Raw genomic sequence first — 17649 nt, forward strand, 5'->3', positions numbered from 1 at the left:
CGGTGGATGATTCGGACCGGGGGGCGGCGGTGATTGTGGCGCTGCGCGTGCTGGTCGTGCTATTCGCGCTGTGCGGGCTGGCACTGCAGGTCGGCGCGCTCGTGGCGGGCGTGGTCGTCTCCATCGATTGCATACACGCGGACGTGACGCATTGGCTCTATGTGATCGGATTCGTGCTGATGGTGGCCTGTTTCGAGGCGGCTCTGGTGCCGTTGTGGAGACTGCTGACATTGGCTCGTCGCCGTGACGTGTTCTCCGGGAAAGCCATCCATCTGGTCGACGGCATACTTGGATGCGCCGGCGCGGAGGGGATCCTGGTCGTCCTGGCGATGCTCTCCCAGGCCTGGCTGTCGCCATCCCTGTTCCTGTCGAGGCTGCTCGGGTTGGAAACGGATCTGGTTCGCTTCGCGGTCGCGGGCGGCGGTCTGGTGGCTCTGTTGCTCATAGCGGCGTTCATGCTGCTCATGCTGGTGATGCGCTCGCTGCTGCGGCAGGCCATCGAGCAGCGTGATGAGCTTTCGGCGGTGATCTGACATGGCGATCCGTGTGAATCTTGATGTGATGCTGGCCAAGCGCAAGATGGGCGTGAATGAGCTGGCCGATGCGATTGGCATCACGCCCGCCAATGTGTCGGTGCTGAAGAACGGCCGCGCCAAGGCGATTCGTTTCTCCACGCTTGACGCGATATGCTCCACGCTTGACTGCCAGCCCGGCGATGTGCTCGAATGGGTCGATGACGTCGATTGACGGTTGGCATGTCTGAAGGCGATGCCATAATCGAACGTATGTACGAATGTTTGGACTTGTTTTCCGAAGCGACCAGAACATGGTTCAGGCATGCGTTCGACCATCCGACCGAAGCACAGCGGCAGGCTTGGCCCGCTATACGAGCCGGTGAGAACGTTCTGGTGGTGGCTCCCACCGGCTCGGGCAAGACGCTATGCGCGTTCCTTTCCGCGATCGACCGGCTGATGTCCGGGAAAGAACGTCGGACGGCCCAGCCATCCGACTCAAAAAGCGGCAAACCGGTCGGCGGAGTCAAAGTGCTGTACATCTCGCCATTGAAGGCGCTGGGCGCGGATGTCGCGAAAAACCTGCAGGCTCCATTGGACGGTATCTCCAAACAATGCGAGACGATGGGCTTCCCTGCTCCGAATGTCAGCGTGGCCATGCGCAGCGGGGACACCTCGCCACAGGAGCGACGCCGAATCGTCAGCCATCCACCAGACATCCTCGTTACCACACCCGAATCGCTGTTCCTGCTGCTCACTTCCCAGGCGCGCCGGATACTTTCCACCGTCGAAACCGTCATCGTGGACGAAATCCATGCCGTGGCGGGAACCAAGCGCGGCGCGCATCTGGCACTCAGTCTTGAACGGCTTGACGAGTTGACCGAAAAACCGGCGCAGCGCATAGGACTATCGGCCACCGTCAATCCCGTGGAGGAGGTGGCCCGCTTCCTCGGCGGCTCACAACCGGTACGCATCGTGCGTCCGCAGTCCCGTCCGGATATGGAGATCAAGGTAGTGGAGCCGCTCTCCGACATGCTTGACACCAGCGCCACCGGAGGGTCGGTATGGCCGGCCATCGAGCGCAGCGTGCTCGATGAGGTGCTTGTCCACCGCACCACCCTTGTGTTCGTCAACTCGCGAGGACTTGCCGAAAAGCTCACCGCACGGCTCAACGACCTCTATACGCAATCCCGTGGCGGTTCCATTCCCCAATATCAGGACATGGGCTCGCCCGAAGGGCGCGAGCATTTCGCCAGACACTATGATTCCGTGGTCGGCTCGACCACCATGCTGGTCGAGTCGCACGAGGATGCCGACGCGATCGCCATGGCCCACCATGGTTCGGTCTCCAAGGATCGTCGCAAGCAGATCGAGGAACAGCTCAAACGTGGACAACTGCGTTGCGTGGTGGCCACATCCAGCCTCGAACTCGGCATCGATATGGGGTCGGTGGATTTGGTCATCCAGATTGCCCCTCCGTTGTCGGTGTCGTCGGGGCTGCAGCGCGTCGGACGCGCCGACCACAAGGTCGGGGGAGTGTCGCACGCGTTGCTCTATCCGGTCACGCGTCAGCAGATCATCGGCATGGTGGCCAGTGTCGAAAGCATGCGGTCGGGGGATCTCGAACCACTGCGCGTCATCGGCAATCCATTGGATGTGCTCGCGCAGCAGACGGTCGCGGCGGCGGCGATGCACGACCTCAAACCGGACGAATGGTATGCCGTGGTACGCCGATCCGCGCCGTTCCGCGATCTTGAACGTTCCATGTTCGACGCCACCATGGGCATGATGACCGGTGCCTACAACAGCGAGGACTTCTCCGCATTCCGGCCGCCTCTGCAATACGACGAGGAATCGGGGCTTATCACCGCCAGACCCGGTGCCGCGCGTCTCGCAGTCACCAGCGGCGGCACCATTCCCGACCGTGGCATGTATACCGTCGTGCTCCCCGAAGAAGGTTCCGGTCCGGGGCCGCGCAAAGTGGGGGAGCTGGATGAGGAGATGGTCTACGAATCCCGGGTCGGGGACGTCATCACCTTGGGCACTTCGACATGGCAGATCCAGGAGATCACCCACGACCGTGTCGTGGTGCTGCCGGCTCCCGGGCGCACGGCTCGGCTGCCATTCTGGCATGGCGACCAGGATGGACGTGATTACCATTTCGGCATGACGGAAGGGCGTCTCGTCCGCGAGCTGAGCCGTGAACTGTCCTCCGGAACGGACGGCTCCGTCGGAAAACCGAAATTCACCGCATCGGCGGAGCGGCGACTGCGGGACGACGGACTTGACGGCAATGCCATCGGCGATCTGGCCGCATTGCTGGCCGAACAGCGCGAATCGACTGGCATCGTGCCCGACGACCGTGAACTCGTCGTGGAACGTAGTCGGGAGGAAGACGGCGATTGGCGCATCATCGTGCACTCCCCGTTCGGCAGACGCGTTCACGAGCCGTGGGCCATGGCCATCACCACACGTCTGAAGCAACGTTACGGCTTCGATGGACAGGTGCATGCGGCCGATGACGGCATCATCCTGCGTTTGCCGGATGGATACGCCGATATGCGGATGCGTGATCTGATATTGTTTGACTGCGATGAGCTGCAACGCATCGTGGAGACGCAGATCGGCGAAAGCGTGCTGTACATGGCGCGATTCCGCGAATGCGCCGCACGATCGTTGTTCCTGCCCCGCACCAGACCCGGCAAACGTGTGCCGCTATGGCAGCAGCGGCTGAAAGCCGCGCAATTGCTCAACGCGGCACGCGCCTGCAGGAATTTCCCGCTCCTATTGGAAACCGCGCGCGAATGCCTGCAGGACGTCTACGATCTGCCTGCATTGCACCAGGTGATGGCGGGATTGAATGATGGTGCCATCAATCTGACCGAAACGACCACGCGGACGCCTTCGCCATTTGCAGAACAGCTACTGTTCGGATTCGTCGGATCGGTGATGTACCAATATGACGTTCCCCAGGCCGAACGCAGCGCGCAGCTGCTGTCCATGGATCCGGAAGTGCTGGAACGACTGCTGGGCGCCGCAGACATGGCCTCGCTACTGGACCCGGACGCTATCGCGCAGGTCGAGCAGGAACTGGCCAGAAGAACGTTCTGGAACGATCTGGATGAGGATGATGTCACGGGCCGAGTCACAAGATACGCCAAAACACACGGACCATTCACCGCGGACCAGATGATCGCACAGCTCCGGATCGACGCGACGCGGGCGGTCCATGCCCTGGACGAGCTGAACGCCAAAGGGACTTTGCTCAAAGGACGTTTCTCCGGTTCGGACCAGGCCGTCGACCAGTGGCTCCACGTCGAGGTGTTCCGACGTATTCGGTCGCTATCCCTCGCCAAAGCACGCCGTGCCGTCAAACCAGTCGACCAGACGGCATATCAGGCGTTCCTGCTGGATCGCCAAGGCGTCGGACCGGTGGGCGGTGCCCGATATGAAGGCGCCGACGGGCTGTTGCGCGTCATCGAACAGCTCGAAGGCGTGACTCTCAATGCCGACGTATGGGAATCCTCGGTGTTTCCGGCACGGGTCCGCGATTACGAGCCGGGCATGCTCGACGAACTGCTCGCATCCGGAGAAGTGGTATGGGTCGGCTCCAAATCCAATGGATCCAATGCCAAGGATGCCGGCACCATCGCATTCCATCCCGCCGACTCACGTTTGCTAGACATGCCGGATAATCCTGAACGGAACGAGTCGCACACCGATGCCATGACCGTTCCGGAAGCAGTGCTCGCCGTTCTGGATGGTGGCGGAGCCTTTCCCGCCCGGCAGCTCTCATCCATGGCGAAAACCCTATGGCAGAACCATGCCGAGATCCAAGTGAATGCCGAAACGGGGGAGATCATATACCCCTCGTGGAACGAGGAGCGGTTCGAAGAGGCGTTATGGTCCTTGGTATGGCAGGGCAGGATAACGAACAGTTCGTTCATGCCCGTCCGTTCGCTGTCCCGCAGACATGGAACGGTCCGTACACCTCGCGTGCCCGCCCGCAGACGCGTGCGGACACGTTCTTCGATTCCCGCTACGCTTGGCGGACTGTGGTCTGCGGTCAACCCGGACGGCACGGTCGGTTCCGACGAGTCGGCGCGGCCATCAGGCGCTGAGGAATACGAGATTGAACTGGTCGAATCGCTTTTGGACCGATACGGCGTGCTCGCCGCCCCTCTGGTGGACAAGGAACGGATCCCCGGAGGATTCTCCGGATTGTATCCGGTGCTCAAGCGTATGGAGGAACATGGACTCCTGGCCAGAGGCATGTTCGTCAAAGGCTTTGGCGCGGCCCAATTCGCCAGCCGTGACACCGTTGATGTCCTACGCGACGAGCACGGGTCGCGTGGCCTGTCCTGCGTGGCGCTTGATGTGACCGATCCTGCCGTTCTGACGGGATCCGCGATCGCATGGCCGCAACAGGAGCATCTCAAACCGGCACGAAGAGCCGGCTCAATCATCGTGCTCGCCAAAGGCGCTCCGGTCATATTCGCCATGCCGAAAAGCCATAAGCTCGTCAGTTTCACCGATGACGAGCCGACATTGCGATCCGCTTGCGCGGAACTTGCCTATACGCTGCAACGGCTTCCCAGTGGCAGCGTCAGCTTTGCCGAAATGAACGGCGAATCATTGAATGCGCGCAACGATGCACGGCGTCTGCTGCGTGCCGCTGGATTCGCCGACAGTCCGCAAGGCATGAGACTGTACCGTTGAACGCCGTTCGGACGTGCCGACGCAAAACGGGATGGGATGCCGTGCATCGGCATGAATCCCATGCACGGCATCCCGCGATTTTCGGAAGCCTCAGAAGAATCCTTCTCAGCCGGCCACCGCGATCGGAGCCGACAGTTCGGTTCCGGAACCATCGCGACGCATATCGGGCTTCGGCAGCTCCACATCGGTTCCGCCACTGGTCGAGGCATGAACCGGATACGCGCCCACAAACGCGAGAATCAGCGTATCCTGCCCCTTAAGGAACCGCTGCGAGCGGACGCCGCCAGTGCCACGGCCCTTCGTCGGATACATCTCCAACGGAGTGACTTTCGCCGAACCATTCTCCGTACCGGGCAGCGCCTTGGAATCGCCGGCAACGGTCAATACCACGGCTCCGGAAGCGGAGAACAGGCCGTTCTCACCCTCCTCATAGTTCCAAGCCACCTTATCCGCCGGAACAACCGCGAAAGCGGCCACCGTGCAGCCCTCCGCCAATCGGATGCCGGCCATGCCGCCGGCGGTACGACCCTGCGGCCGCACATTCTTCGCCTCGAACGTCAGCAAGGAGGAATCGGTGGACACGAAAACCAGTCGGTCGTTGTCATTCGCCTCGGCCGCGGCGAGCACCGCGTCTCCATCCTTCAGATCGATGACGCTCCACGAATCCATGGTGGTCGGCGACTCGCGGTTCCAACGCTTGACCACGCCATTGCGCGTGCCCAATGCCAGGGGAGCAGGCTGACCGCCATCGTCCGAGGATGGCATGGCTATCGCCGCGACGACCCGTTCCCCACGGACCGGATCGGTGTTCTCCGTCATGCCCAGAAGCTCCTCCGCTTTCACGCCTCCGGAGGCGCTGATCGTTCCTTCAGAGGAGACCTTCGGCAGCTCGACCACATGGGCCAGCACCAAACGGCCCGCGGAAGTGATCAGACCATACGAGGAGCGTGTGGAAGTGCGGAACATCGAAACAATCTGGTCATCCTTGGCCCGGTTCGCGGAAGCGGAACGGTTCTCCCAACGCTCCACCGCATCCACGGAAGTCCGTGCTATCAGGCCTGTGGCGGACAGCAGCACCGCGCAAGGCTCATCGTCAATCTGCAGAGCCGCCGCTGTGGCGTTATCCTCACCGGCCTTCTTCGCGGCCTTTGCGGCCGCGGCCACATCCGCCGCGGTGGAGGAGACGGTGGCCGCCGCACGCGCCGCAGCCATCGCATTCGCGGAAACACCGTCATCACCATGCGCCACCACCGGAGTCAGATTGCCCTCGGCATCCTCATCCAGCAGCACGGTACGGCGCGGAGTGCCGTATTTGGCTACGGCATCGTCCATCTCGTCGATGACCACGCCATCAAGCGCCTCGTCGGAGGCGAGAATCCGCTCGAGTTCCTCGATGCGGTTCTTCAGATCGTCGCGTTCCGACTCCAGTTCGATACGGCTCATCTTGGTCAGACGACGCAGACGCAGATCGAGTATGTACTGCGCCTGGACCTCATCCAGATCGAATACGGCGATGAGCTTCGTCTTCGCGGCCTCGGCGTCATCGGAGGAACGAATCACCTGAATGACCTCGTCGATGTCCACCATGGCCAGCAGCAGGCCTTCCACCAGATGCAGACGCTCCAACGCCTTCTTTCTGCGGAATTCGCTGCGGCGACGAATCACCGTACGACGGTGATCCACCCACACCTGAAGCATTTCCTTGAGCCCCATGGTGTGTGGACGCCCATTGACCAAGGCCACGTTGTTGATGGTGAAATTGTCCTGCAACGGGGTGTGCTTGAACAGCTGGACCAGCACGGCATTCGGATCGAAACCGGTCTTGACCTCGATGACCAGACGAGTGCCGTTATGACGGTCGGTCAGATCGATGGCGCCGGAAATGCCCTCCAGCTTGCGGTTCTTCACGCCTTCGGAAATACGTTCCAGCACACGTTCCGGACCAACCATGAACGGAAGCTCCGTCACCACGATCGCCTTCTTGCGCGCCGTCACATTCTCGATATGTGTGACCGATCTCGTGGTCAATGCGCCACGGCCGGTCTCATACGCCTCACGGATGCCTTTGCGGCCCACGATCACGCCGCCGCTCGGCCAATCCGGCCCCGGCACGTAGCGCATCAACTCCTCCAGAGTCGCGTCGGGATGACGCATGAGATGCTTGGCCGCGGCCACCACTTCACCAAGATTGTGCGTGGCCATGTTCGTGGCCATGCCGACGGCTATGCCGGAACCGCCATTGACCAGCAGATTCGGAATCGCGGCGGGCAGAACGGTCGGCTCTTTGAGCTTGTTGTCGTAATTCGGCGTGAAATCAACCGTATCCTCCGCGATGTCCGCGTTCATGCCCAACGCGGCCGGAGCCATGCGAGCTTCGGTGTAACGAGAGGCTGCCGGACCATCATCGAGGGAACCGAAATTGCCGTGGCCATCCACCAGCGGCAGACGCATGGCGAACGGTTGCGCCAGACGCACCATCGCTTCGTAAATCGCGGAATCGCCGTGAGGATGGAGCTTGCCCATCACCTCGCCCACCACGCGGGCCGACTTCATGTACGGCCGATCCGGATTGAGATTCATCTGGCCCATCTGATAGATGATGCGCCGCTGCACCGGCTTCAGACCATCCCTGGCATCAGGCAGCGCTCGGGCGTAGATCACCGAATACGCGTATTCGAGGAACGATTTGCTCATCTCCTCGTTCAACGGCGTCTCGACGATGTTCTCCTTGACCGTACGCGGGTCGAAGGCTGGTTTTGCCGGTTTGCGGTGCGACACCATGCGGTGGTTCTCCTCACGGAAAGTTTATGGTAATCAACCTAGCAATGTTACCAGCTGGTACTGCCGCGGTGCTTGAATGGAAACCATGAGTGTTGAAGTGCCCGATACCGACCAGCTGCTGTCCATGACCAGACCGGCGTCATACGGAGATGATACGCCAGATGGGAACGCTCGTGGCGGAGCCTTTCACCTGTCCTCGGTGCTTCCCGCCATCTCCAGCGCCATCGGGCATCCCATACCGACAATGGTGCACGCCGACCCGAAACGCCTGCAGGAAGCGCTTGGCCTGCCCGACGCGAGTTCGGCGGTCGTGGTCCTGGTGGACGGCCTCGGCTATTGGAACATCAACATGAGGCTGGGGCACGCGCCATACCTACGCTCGCTGATGGCGGACAGCGCCAACCAACGTCCGATCGCCACATGCATGCCCAGCACCACGGTGGCCGCCATGTCCACCTTCGGCACCGGCACCTGCCCCGGACTGACCGGCATGACCGGATACACGCAGCTTAATCCCGACACCGGGGAGATCTGCCAGCTCATATCCTTCAAAAACGCTCCCGCGCCGATGGAACTGCAGCGTCAGCCGACCATTTTCGAACGACTGACGGCGCAAGACGTTCGCGTCACCAGTTCGGGCCTGCCGAAGTTCGCGTTCTCCGCATTGACACAGGCGGCATTGCGCGGCAGCGATTACATCTCCAACGACGACCCGCGCCGACGCATCATGGCGGTCGCCAATGCGGCGCGGACACCGGGATTGACATACGTGTACCTGCGTGACACCGATAAGATCGGACACAATTACGGTTGGGATTCCGACAAATGGATCGGCGCATTCGAACGTGTCGATGCGCAGCTGGGACTATTGCGGCGCAACCTTCCCAAAGGCACACTCATGGTCATCGTGGCGGACCACGGGATGATCACCGCGGATCCGGAATGCTGCGTCGACATCGCAGCGGACCCCCGTCTGATGAGGGGAGTGGCGAAGGTGGGAGGCGAACCGCGTTGCGTCATGCTCTACGCCGAAACCGATGAGAATCCAGAAGACATCGCCATAAGATGGCGCGAGACATTGGGGGAGCGGGCACAGGTACGCACGCGTCGGCAGGCTATTGAGGAAGACGTCTATGGGCAGGTGGCCCCATACGTGGAACCGATGATCGGAGACGTGATCGTGTCCTCGACCGGCGCCACCACCATCGTCGATTCACGCACGCAAGCGGAAAAGGCGATGCATCTGCCCAGCGTCCACGGTTCGCTTACCAGATTGGAATCGGACATCCCCTGTCTGATTGACATCGCATAAGACATCCGTCTGGAAACGCTCGACGAGATCCCGTCCCCTTCAAGCGGGTTCCCATGGAAAGGATGTCGTCAGTCTCCGAACAGGATTTCATCCCAGCTTGGCACCGCGGAACGCCCCGAACGGCGTTTCGTCTTGGTTGTGTTCTGGCTGTGCGGGTCCTGCGTCTGCTCAGTCTTGGGCGTGGCGGACGCGGTCGCTTCCACGACTCCGGTTTTCGCGTCCTGGGTGTCGGCCGCAGCCTGCGGGGCCTTCGCTTCGGTAGGCAGGAGGCTTGACACTGCCTCCGGACGATCGGGCAACGGCACATCGTTGTTCGTTATGGGGTTGGACGCATCGAGGGCATTCGCGGCGGTTCTGCCGTCATCCGACGGCGCGGGCGCCGTCGTAGGCGGTTCCAGCGTGTTCCATGCGGACACCGTCTGCTCGATACGTGCGGAACGTGCGGAATCTCCAGGAAGATTCAACGAAGTGAGGAATCCCTGATCGACATGCTTTTCAGCATGTCCTTCCTTCGATGTGTCCTGCTCGCCGATAAGCTTGCGTGCCGCGGAATTGAGGCAGACGACCGCATTGTCATGCATGTTCCACGACCATTCCGCACAGACGGTCCGACCGGAGGATTCGAATTGCGCGCTGATCTTCCATGGCTCCAATCCACGTCTGGTGGCCTTCCACTTCACGTCTTCCAAACGCACCCGCGCGGCCGCGAACGTGCGCTCGATCAGCTCGGAAAGCGACCGCACCCGGCTTTCCTTTGGAGCGGGAACGGCGAGGAACTGTTCGATCGCATACTGCTTTTCGGTCTCCACCGCCGATGAGAAACGCCGAACGAGCGCTTCGCTCAGTCCATAACGTTCCGCGACGCGTGTCGGACTCGCGCCGGCTCGAATCAGCGATTGGATTTGCGATATCGGCAAAGTGGCGGGGGCCTGGGCCTGATGCTCCTCCTGGGCTTCGGAGCGAATCTGCTTCGCCTCCAAAATGGCTCTTTCAAGCGATTCAGTGACTTTGACGGCGAATTTGCCGGCACCTGAAACAAAGATGAGTTCGCCGGTTTCGCTTACATGATCGAACCGTGCGTCTTCGAGCGCATTCTCAGGCACAACACACCACTTTCCCTTGATTTTTTCTATTAATTCTATTGTGCCCCACGTGTCGGATTTTACGAGTATTTCAATTCGTGTATTCTAGCGGGGGAAAAGTCATGTATTCTATGGCGCATAAGGCACCGTAGATGATGAAAGGAATCTCGATGGCACAGGATTATGATTCCCCGCGCAACAAGGACGAGGACGAGGAGTCGCTCCAGGCTTTGGGCAAAGGTTCTCAGAACAACTCCAACGATATGGATGACGATGAGAACGCCATCGCCGAGGATTACGAGCTGCCGGGCGCCGATTTGAGCAACGAGGACGCTTCGGTGACCGTCATCCCGATGCAGGGCGACGAGTTCATCTGCTCCGAATGTTTCCTGGTGAAGCATCGCAGCCAGCTTGACCACACCACCGCCGATGGCCAGCCGGTATGCAAGGAGTGTGCTGCCTGATGGCGTTCGACGAAGCATACAATGAGCCGGAAAATGTCGAGGTTCTGGTAAAGTCGCTGAATCCCAACCAACCCGCTCAACTGCATTACGCCCATGCCGGAGACGCGGGCGCGGACCTGCGCACCACCGAAGAGGTCACGCTTGAGCCGTTCCACAGGGCACTGGTGCCCACAGGAGTGGCGATCGCGTTGCCGGCCGGCTACGTCGCGCTCGTGCATCCGCGTTCCGGGCTTGCCGTCAAACAGGGTGTCACCGTGCTGAACGCGCCGGGCACCATCGACGCCGGGTACCGTGGCGAGATCAAAGTGCCGCTGATCAATCTCGACCCAGAGCATACCGTGACGTTCCATCCGGGCGATCGCATCGCGCAGCTGGTCATCCAACGGTATGTCGAGGCGAAATTCATCGACGCGCAGACATTGCCCGGTTCCGACCGCGCCGAGCGCGGGTTCGGTTCGACCGGCGTCGCATCCTGACGGACACATACGACCAACGAAGGTTTTGGGAAACACCCGATCGCGCGACATGCGGTCGGGTGCTCCCGATATGCGTCGATACGCGGGTACTATAGGGTTCATTCCAAGCGAGGAGGATGAAATGAGCGACATGGATCATGAGGTTCGTTCGGCCCGGATGCTGGGTTGCGAGATCAGCACGAATCCCCTCGACCCGCTTGAGCCGATTCTGAGGATGTGCGAATACCATCATCCCGGCGAGGATATGAGTATTCTTTCAAGGGCGTACCAACGCGCGGTCACCCAGCATTCGTCGCAGCGACGCAAATCCGGCGAGCCCTACATCATTCATCCGCTTGCGGTGGCGCAGATCCTCGCCGATCTGGGCATGGGGCCGTTGGTCGTGGCCGCGGGACTTCTGCACGATACGGTGGAGGACACTGATTACACGCTTGACGAATGCCGTGCCGAGTTCGGCGACACGGTGACCGGACTGGTTGACGGCGTCACGAAGCTTTCCAAGATGGAGTACGGCGATTCTGCCCAGGCCGAAACCATCCGCAAGATGGTGGTGGCGATGAGCCGGGACGTGCGCGTGCTGGTGGTCAAGCTCGCCGACCGCGTGCACAACGCCCGCACATGGCGTTACGTCAAGCAGTCGAACGCGCAGAAGAAGGCGCGCGAAACGCTAGACGTGTACGCTCCGCTCGCCAATCGCCTCGGCATGAACGCCATCAAGACCGAACTCGAGGAACTGAGCTTCAAGGTCCTGTATCCGAAGATCTACAACGAGATCGTGGTGTTGGTGGCTCGTCGTGCCGGCCAGCGGGACGTGTATCTGAAGCAGATCCTCGCCGAAGTCAATGAGGATCTTAGCGCCCAGCACATCAAGGCCTATGTGACGGGCCGTCCGAAGGACTACTTCTCCATCTACCAAAAGATGATTGTGCGCGGACATGATTTCGCGAACATCTACGATCTGGTGGGCGTGCGTATCATCGTCGACACGATTCAGGACTGCTATGCGGCGTTAGGCGCGGTGCACGCGCGGTGGAGCCCGGTTCCGGGCCGCTTCAAGGATTACATCGCCATGCCGAAGCTCAACATGTACCAGAGCCTGCACACCACGGTGGTCGGTCCTGGCGGCAAGCCGGTCGAGATTCAGATCCGCACGTGGGACATGCACCGGCGCGCCGAGTTCGGCATCGCCGCGCACTGGAAATACAAGGAGAATGGCCAGGCCGGCCGTGCCCTGAGCTCGCCGGACAAGTCCGACCGCAAGCGTGGGGAGAATCAGGAGCTGAGTGAGGCCGACAACCTCAAGTGGATCCAACAGCTTGCCGACTGGACGAGCGAGACCCCGGACTCCAACGAATTCCTCGGATCGCTCAAGGAGGATCTGGGCGGATCCGAAGTATACGTGTTCACGCCGAAAGGCAAGATCGTCTCCCTGCCGGCCGAAGCCACTCCGATCGACTTCGCCTACGCGGTGCATACCGAAGTCGGGCACCGTACCATGGGCGCGCGCGTGAACGGGCGGTTGGTGCCGCTCGACACCAAGCTTGAGAACGGCGATACCGTCGAAATACTGACATCCAAATCCGAGTCGGCCGGCCCGTCACGTGATTGGCTGAGCTTCGCCAAAAGCCCGAAGGCTCGCAACAAGATCCGTCAATGGTTCAGCAAGGAACGTCGCCCGAAGCCGTCGAGGAGGGGCGCGACGAACTGACCCGCGCCATGCGCAAGCGCAACCTGCCGATTGGCACGTTGATGACTCCGGAAGCGTTGGTCGGCATCGCCGATGAGCTGAATTTCGCCAATGCCGATGCCGTGTTCGCGGCGATCGGCGACGGGCAGATCTCCACGCAGAACGTCATCTCCCATCTGGTCCGGGATGCCGGCAGCGACGAGGTCGACGAGGAGGTTGAGCAGGAGGCGTTGCCGCTCAAGCAAGTGGAGCGCACCAAGAAGACCACCAGTTCGTTGGGTATTTCCGTCAAGGGTGTGGGCGACATCTGGGTCAAGCTGGCTCGCTGCTGCATGCCGGTGCCAGGAGACAAGATCATCGGCTTCATTACCCGCAACCAAGGCGTGTCCGTGCATCGCGTGGACTGCCAGAACATGCTCGAACTGGAGAAACGCCAGCCCGAACGTGTGGTGGATGTGCAGTGGACCAGCACCAAGGGCGTGTTCATGGTCAAGATCCAGGTCGAGGCGCTTGACCGTCCGCATCTGTTGAGCGATGTGACGCGCGTGCTGTCCGATCATGGCGTGAACATCATTTCCGGTGCGATCTCCACCGGCACTGACCGTGTGGCCACCAGCCAGTTCAGCTTCGAAATGGCCGACCCGCAGCATCTGAACACATTGCTTGCGGCCGTGCGCAAGATCGAAGGCGTGTTCGATGTGTACCGCATCACCGGAGCGAAGGATTCCGCGGAACCGCGGCTGCGCAAGATGTGACGGTTCCGGTCAATCGGATCTCAGAAAAATGAAGCCCCTCGTCGGAGGGGCTTCATTCGTATCGTATGGCGATTGCCGCTTGAATACTATTACTTGAGCACTTCCACGGATACGATGCCGACCGGCTCGGTCGGACGGTCCATGCGATCGGTGTTCACGGCCTCGAGCTTGTCGACCACGGCCTTGGACTCGTCATCGGCGACCTCGCCGAAGATGGTGTGATGGCCATCCAACCACGGGGTCGGCACGGTGGTGATGAAGAACTGGGAGCCGTTGGTGCCGTGGATTTTGCCGTCGCGGCCGCGACGCAGGCCTGCGTTTGCCATGGCCAGCAGATACGGATGGTCGAACTTCAGCTCCGGAACGATCTCGTCGTCGAAATCGTAGCCCGGGCCGCCGGTGCCGTTGCCCAGCGGGCAACCGCCCTGGATCATGAAGTCCTTGATGATGCGGTGGAAGGTCAGGCCGTTGTAGAACGGCTCATGGGAAGGCTGGCCGGTCATCGGATCGGTCCATTCCTTCTCGCCGGTCGCGAGACCAAGGAAATTGGCCACGGTGTTCGGGGTCTTGTCGTCGAACAGGTTGATTTTGATGTCACCTTCGGAGGTGCGCATGATAACTGTAGTCATGGTCCTAAGTGTCTCATGGGCTTGAGACCGGGGCGTCTGGCACAGGCATCATGGGTCGACGCAGGATGTGGGGTCTTGCGACATGATTGGTGATGGGATCGATGGTGATCCAATGAACGGCGCCGGTCTAGTACATGCCGCGAATCTGGTTTTTAGTGGTGCTCGGTTTTTCTGCGTTTGCTGACAAGAGCCATGGAGCAGCATGTCGATACGCACAGATTCATTATGCAGGTTGCTGCCGGCAGCAGTCGTATGAACGACTGACTGTAGAAATCGATGACATCCGGATCCATGGATTCCGAGTGCATTTCAAAAACCGGATACGATGCGAGAGCCAGCGCCGAACTCACGAGGAACAGTATCCAAATGACGGACAGCCGCAGGATGGATACTGTTCGGCCTTCCCGATGCATTTTTTTCGAGAACATAAAAAGAGTCCAAGAGGCCACGGCGATTAACGTACCCGCGCAATACAACAGCCCGGGGAACTCGCTACGCATGATTCCGTCCTTACTTCAGTTGCAGGTAATTTGGCTTATCGATGTCCTGGATGGTTCGAGATTATACGGTGTTTTGATATCGCCGTACCTGACATGGTAGTCGAATTGTTCTTTCTCGTCTAGGTGCTGCTGAACAAGACCATTGCCAAACGGCTCGGACTGAGTGAGGTCACTGTGCGCTCCTGCATATCTGAGATCTCGGGTACGCGAACCGCGGCGAGCTTACCATCACCGCCATCAAGGCCGGATACTGACCGGTTACGGATTTGAACTCCGGTGAGTGGTAGTGCTTTTTGCCATGAATACCATCATCTCCCATCGAGTCGGGAAATGCGGAGCCAAAAAATTCATATCTTGTCGCTTGCGTGCGAAATGCAGTCGAGTGGGTTGTGATTAAGCGTCGAAACTATGTATAATTTACATAATTCTTATGTAATAAGCACGGATGGGGGCTGCTATGGCTGTGAAGGAACGGACGACCATTGCGTTGGATCCCGAGGTCAAGCGCGAGGCGACGGACGTACTTGAGCAGATGGGTCTGAGCCTGAGCTCGTTCACGGAGATCTGCCTGCGGCAGGTGGTGCGTGACAAGGGCATGCCGTTCACACCGAGTCTGAGGCCGGTCCGATCCGACGGGTATCCGGTTCCTCCGGCTCACGATGCGTATCGGTTCGAGCGCTCGAAGAGCACGGGCAACATCGTGTTGCCTCAGGAGTGGGACGATCCGGCGGATAACATCTATGATCATGCGTGAGCCGGAAGTATACGACGTGTGGCTGATGCGCGTCGAGTTCCCCGATCATCCCGGCGTGGGCAAGGTCAGACCTGTCATCGTCACCAGGGTTGAGGGCGATCAGGTCTCGGGTATCGTCGTCAAGGTGACCAGTGTGACGACATGGAACGGTCCGGGTGACGTGCCGTTGCTTGATTGGCGTCAGGAGGGGCTATACAAGCCATCCGTGGCGAGATGCTCGCAGCGTTTCTGGTTTGGCGATGGTGACTTGTTGAAGTATTTCGGCAGGTTGTCGTTGCGTGACGCGAACGACCTTGATGCAGGTCTTGAGGCGACGGGCGATATCCCGCCTCACCGGTCGTATCCATGATGCTGACGTGGTCAATGTGTTTTCTCCCCGGGTGTTACCTGCAATGCGGGGAATTGTGAGCGGCGCCGGCTGGCGAAGATACTAGGCTTCAATGGAACGTTCCCGGATTATTTTCGGGTGCCTGTAGGTGCCTCGTGGAAAATGAGCGTGACCGACAGGTTTCCCAAGGACAGAAAACCTCGGAATAAAGCCAAAAACAGTCGATCACGGTTATCATGCGAGGTGCGCATGATGATGGTAGTCATGGTTTTAAGTGTCTCACGGGCTTGAGACCGGGAAAGAATGTGTGTTACGCCGGCGTGGGATTGAGAGTTCATGCCGATGCTGGATGGGACATGGTCTGGTATCGGCATGAGAGGATTAAGGCGGAGTTCGGCACGGGCATCATGTGCAGGCGGCGGTGCTCGGTCTTGTGACATGATTGGTGGTAATGGAATCAATGACGAGTCCAGAGGAACATCGCCAGCCCCCGACATGCGGATTTATCTGACGAAAGACATCTAGAATGAGCCGCAAGCGCTATGCCAAACTTGCGGCTCATTCTAGATAAAACTAGTCTGGCTTTACCAGGCAGATTTGGTTATCTAATTATTGTTATTACTCTTTATGGGCGGATAACCATAATATACGGAATCGTAATGCGGTGAAGAAGTATTGTATTTTAACAACGTGTATGATTCTGCCTCACCAACTTTTGTAATACTTTTTGCTAGACTGGCTGGTGTATTGATGGCCCCAGCGTCAACTTTACTGCTGCTACTGGCAATTGAATTCCAAATTTTTGAAGCGAAAGTAGAACAGTTGGTAAGATAACCCCATTTATCGTTATTTTTAATATTAGTATTTACTGTATTTAAATCAATTTGCCTTAAGGGTAATTGAATGGAAACATTCTGAAGATTAATACCATTGGAATTAAGCTTCGAATCAAGATTGAGCCACAGACCCTTATGTTCTCTACTGACATCTACAGATTCATCCCAAGTGCTTGCTGTTATAGATTTACCATCAGCAACGTTAATCCCAGCAATGTTTACCGTAGAACCAGACAGGTTTGTGATCATAAGCCAAGAATGACCGAGATTCGTGAAACTAGATGATGAGCCAGATCCTGTAGTGGAATAAATCCGCAGTAAAGCTACAGCCTCTGCAGCGCGCGTTTTGTAATTAGCGCCCCGAGAAGGAGATGAGATAATTCTCAGATCTTCGTTATCTGAGGCTTTCTCAAGATCTTCCAGAGAAGCATTAGATGGAAAGCTAGATAGGGTAGGACTCCTATAGGGAGTCTCCATAGATTCTGCTGCCGACGCATTTACTGTCACAGTTCCAGCCAATATTACAGATACTAGAGTAGCGGCAATTTGTTTGAGTTTCTTCATTTATTTCTCCTTTTTATCACGAATAAAATAGTTTCGACGGCACCAGCAGTGATAAGGAAGGGAACTGCTCGTAAAAAATAAAGGTATGAAGGAAAGCTGGACACGTATTCTGGATGTAGGTAGTCAAAAATAAAGCCGCTTACTGTGCGTAGGAGTCCGGCACACACTAGGAGACCTACAAGAATGTGGCAAATTCGGCGCATATTGACTCGATTCTCGAACTGCGGAGGAATGAGTCCTATTGTAGTAG

At 58.8% G+C, this 17649-nt stretch carries 14 protein-coding genes and 1 pseudogene; 10 read left to right on the forward strand and 5 right to left on the reverse strand.

Features of this window, described 5'->3' with window-relative positions:
- Window positions 1-2 precede the first annotated feature (2 nt).
- From ACR0P8_RS04150 to ACR0P8_RS04160, 3 genes are read left to right on the forward strand one after another with little or no spacing between them, the layout of a single operon-like run.
- Window positions 3-533, forward strand: coding sequence for a DUF2975 domain-containing protein (locus tag ACR0P8_RS04150; protein WP_432623931.1), 531 nt, complete (start codon window positions 3-5; stop codon window positions 531-533).
- 1 nt (window position 534) lies between these two features.
- On the forward strand, window positions 535-747 hold the full coding sequence (locus tag ACR0P8_RS04155; RefSeq protein WP_432623932.1) for a helix-turn-helix domain-containing protein: 213 nt from the start codon (window positions 535-537) through the stop codon (window positions 745-747).
- A 38-nt stretch (window positions 748-785) separates the two neighbouring features.
- A complete protein-coding gene (locus tag ACR0P8_RS04160; RefSeq protein ID WP_432623951.1) occupies window positions 786-5231 on the forward strand; it encodes a DEAD/DEAH box helicase in 4446 nt (1481 codons plus the stop codon).
- A gap of 105 nt (window positions 5232-5336) precedes the next feature.
- On the opposite strand, the gene ACR0P8_RS04165 is transcribed toward ACR0P8_RS04160, so the two are convergent.
- Window positions 5337-8012 carry a DNA gyrase/topoisomerase IV subunit A gene (locus ACR0P8_RS04165; RefSeq protein ID WP_432623933.1) on the reverse strand — a complete coding sequence of 892 codons (2676 nt, stop codon included), beginning with the start codon at window positions 8010-8012 and terminating at the stop codon, window positions 5337-5339.
- Window positions 8013-8097: 85 nt separating this feature from the next.
- Here ACR0P8_RS04165 and ACR0P8_RS04170 point away from each other — a divergent pair, with 85 nt between their 5' ends.
- Complete coding sequence (locus ACR0P8_RS04170; RefSeq protein ID WP_432623934.1) at window positions 8098-9324, forward strand: alkaline phosphatase family protein; 1227 nt, start codon at window positions 8098-8100, stop codon at window positions 9322-9324.
- A 68-nt stretch (window positions 9325-9392) separates the two neighbouring features.
- Here ACR0P8_RS04170 and sepH read toward each other — a convergent pair whose 3' ends face one another.
- On the reverse strand, window positions 9393-10427 hold the full coding sequence (gene sepH / locus ACR0P8_RS04175; RefSeq protein WP_432623935.1) for a septation protein SepH: 1035 nt from the start codon (window positions 10425-10427) through the stop codon (window positions 9393-9395).
- Window positions 10428-10576: 149 nt separating this feature from the next.
- On the opposite strand from sepH, the gene ACR0P8_RS04180 reads away from it, so the two are divergent.
- From ACR0P8_RS04180 to ACR0P8_RS04190, 3 genes and pseudogenes are all read left to right on the forward strand, one after another.
- Complete coding sequence (locus ACR0P8_RS04180; protein ID WP_026646096.1) at window positions 10577-10870, forward strand: DUF4193 domain-containing protein; 294 nt, start codon at window positions 10577-10579, stop codon at window positions 10868-10870.
- A complete protein-coding gene (dut, locus tag ACR0P8_RS04185; RefSeq protein ID WP_432623936.1) occupies window positions 10870-11346 on the forward strand; it encodes a dUTP diphosphatase in 477 nt (158 codons plus the stop codon). The genes ACR0P8_RS04180 and dut overlap by 1 nt, the downstream gene beginning before the upstream one ends.
- 121 nt (window positions 11347-11467) lie before the next feature.
- Window positions 11468-13788 (forward strand): annotated as a pseudogene (locus tag ACR0P8_RS04190) (RelA/SpoT family protein).
- A gap of 89 nt (window positions 13789-13877) precedes the next feature.
- Here ACR0P8_RS04190 and ACR0P8_RS04195 read toward each other — a convergent pair.
- Window positions 13878-14417 (reverse strand): peptidylprolyl isomerase, encoded by a 540-nt coding sequence (locus ACR0P8_RS04195; RefSeq protein ID WP_432623937.1) that lies wholly within the window; start codon window positions 14415-14417, stop codon window positions 13878-13880.
- A gap of 152 nt (window positions 14418-14569) precedes the next feature.
- Window positions 14570-14917, reverse strand: a complete 348-nt coding sequence (locus ACR0P8_RS04200; RefSeq protein ID WP_432623938.1) for a hypothetical protein — start codon at window positions 14915-14917, stop codon at window positions 14570-14572.
- A gap of 123 nt (window positions 14918-15040) precedes the next feature.
- Between ACR0P8_RS04200 and ACR0P8_RS04205 the strand changes: the two genes are divergently transcribed.
- The 3 genes from ACR0P8_RS04205 to ACR0P8_RS04215 all read left to right on the forward strand — a co-directional run bounded on the left by ACR0P8_RS04205 (window position 15041) and on the right by ACR0P8_RS04215 (window position 16020).
- Window positions 15041-15187 carry a helix-turn-helix domain-containing protein gene (locus ACR0P8_RS04205; RefSeq protein ID WP_432623939.1) on the forward strand — a complete coding sequence of 49 codons (147 nt, stop codon included), beginning with the start codon at window positions 15041-15043 and terminating at the stop codon, window positions 15185-15187.
- A 187-nt stretch (window positions 15188-15374) separates the two neighbouring features.
- Window positions 15375-15671: a type II toxin-antitoxin system RelB/DinJ family antitoxin gene (locus tag ACR0P8_RS04210; protein WP_432623940.1), complete on the forward strand. Its 297-nt coding sequence runs from the start codon at window positions 15375-15377 to the stop codon at window positions 15669-15671.
- Complete coding sequence (locus ACR0P8_RS04215) at window positions 15664-16020, forward strand: type II toxin-antitoxin system PemK/MazF family toxin (RefSeq protein WP_432623952.1); 357 nt, start codon at window positions 15664-15666, stop codon at window positions 16018-16020. The genes ACR0P8_RS04210 and ACR0P8_RS04215 overlap by 8 nt, the downstream gene beginning before the upstream one ends.
- Window positions 16021-16604: 584 nt before the next feature.
- On the opposite strand, the gene ACR0P8_RS04220 is transcribed toward ACR0P8_RS04215, so the two are convergent.
- On the reverse strand, window positions 16605-17399 hold the full coding sequence (locus ACR0P8_RS04220; protein WP_432623941.1) for a hypothetical protein: 795 nt from the start codon (window positions 17397-17399) through the stop codon (window positions 16605-16607).
- Window positions 17400-17649: the final 250 nt, after the last annotated feature.

The organism is Bifidobacterium sp., from assembly GCF_050874245.1.
GTDB lineage: Bacteria > Actinomycetota > Actinomycetes > Actinomycetales > Bifidobacteriaceae > Bifidobacterium.

Coding starts and splice junctions, on each gene's coding strand:
- ACR0P8_RS04155 (WP_432623932.1), top strand. CDS start 535: ATGGCGATCCGTGTGAATCTTGATGTGATGCTGGCCAAGCGCAAGATG.
- ACR0P8_RS04160 (WP_432623951.1), top strand. CDS start 786: ATGTACGAATGTTTGGACTTGTTTTCCGAAGCGACCAGAACATGGTTC.
- ACR0P8_RS04165 (WP_432623933.1), bottom strand. CDS start 8,012: ATGGTGTCGCACCGCAAACCGGCAAAACCAGCCTTCGACCCGCGTACG.
- ACR0P8_RS04170 (WP_432623934.1), top strand. CDS start 8,098: ATGAGTGTTGAAGTGCCCGATACCGACCAGCTGCTGTCCATGACCAGA.
- ACR0P8_RS04180 (WP_026646096.1), top strand. CDS start 10,577: ATGGCACAGGATTATGATTCCCCGCGCAACAAGGACGAGGACGAGGAG.
- dut (WP_432623936.1), top strand. CDS start 10,870: ATGGCGTTCGACGAAGCATACAATGAGCCGGAAAATGTCGAGGTTCTG.
- ACR0P8_RS04195 (WP_432623937.1), bottom strand. CDS start 14,417: ATGACTACAGTTATCATGCGCACCTCCGAAGGTGACATCAAAATCAAC.
- ACR0P8_RS04200 (WP_432623938.1), bottom strand. CDS start 14,917: ATGCGTAGCGAGTTCCCCGGGCTGTTGTATTGCGCGGGTACGTTAATC.
- ACR0P8_RS04210 (WP_432623940.1), top strand. CDS start 15,375: ATGGCTGTGAAGGAACGGACGACCATTGCGTTGGATCCCGAGGTCAAG.
- ACR0P8_RS04215 (WP_432623952.1), top strand. CDS start 15,664: ATGCGTGAGCCGGAAGTATACGACGTGTGGCTGATGCGCGTCGAGTTC.
- ACR0P8_RS04220 (WP_432623941.1), bottom strand. CDS start 17,399: ATGAAGAAACTCAAACAAATTGCCGCTACTCTAGTATCTGTAATATTG.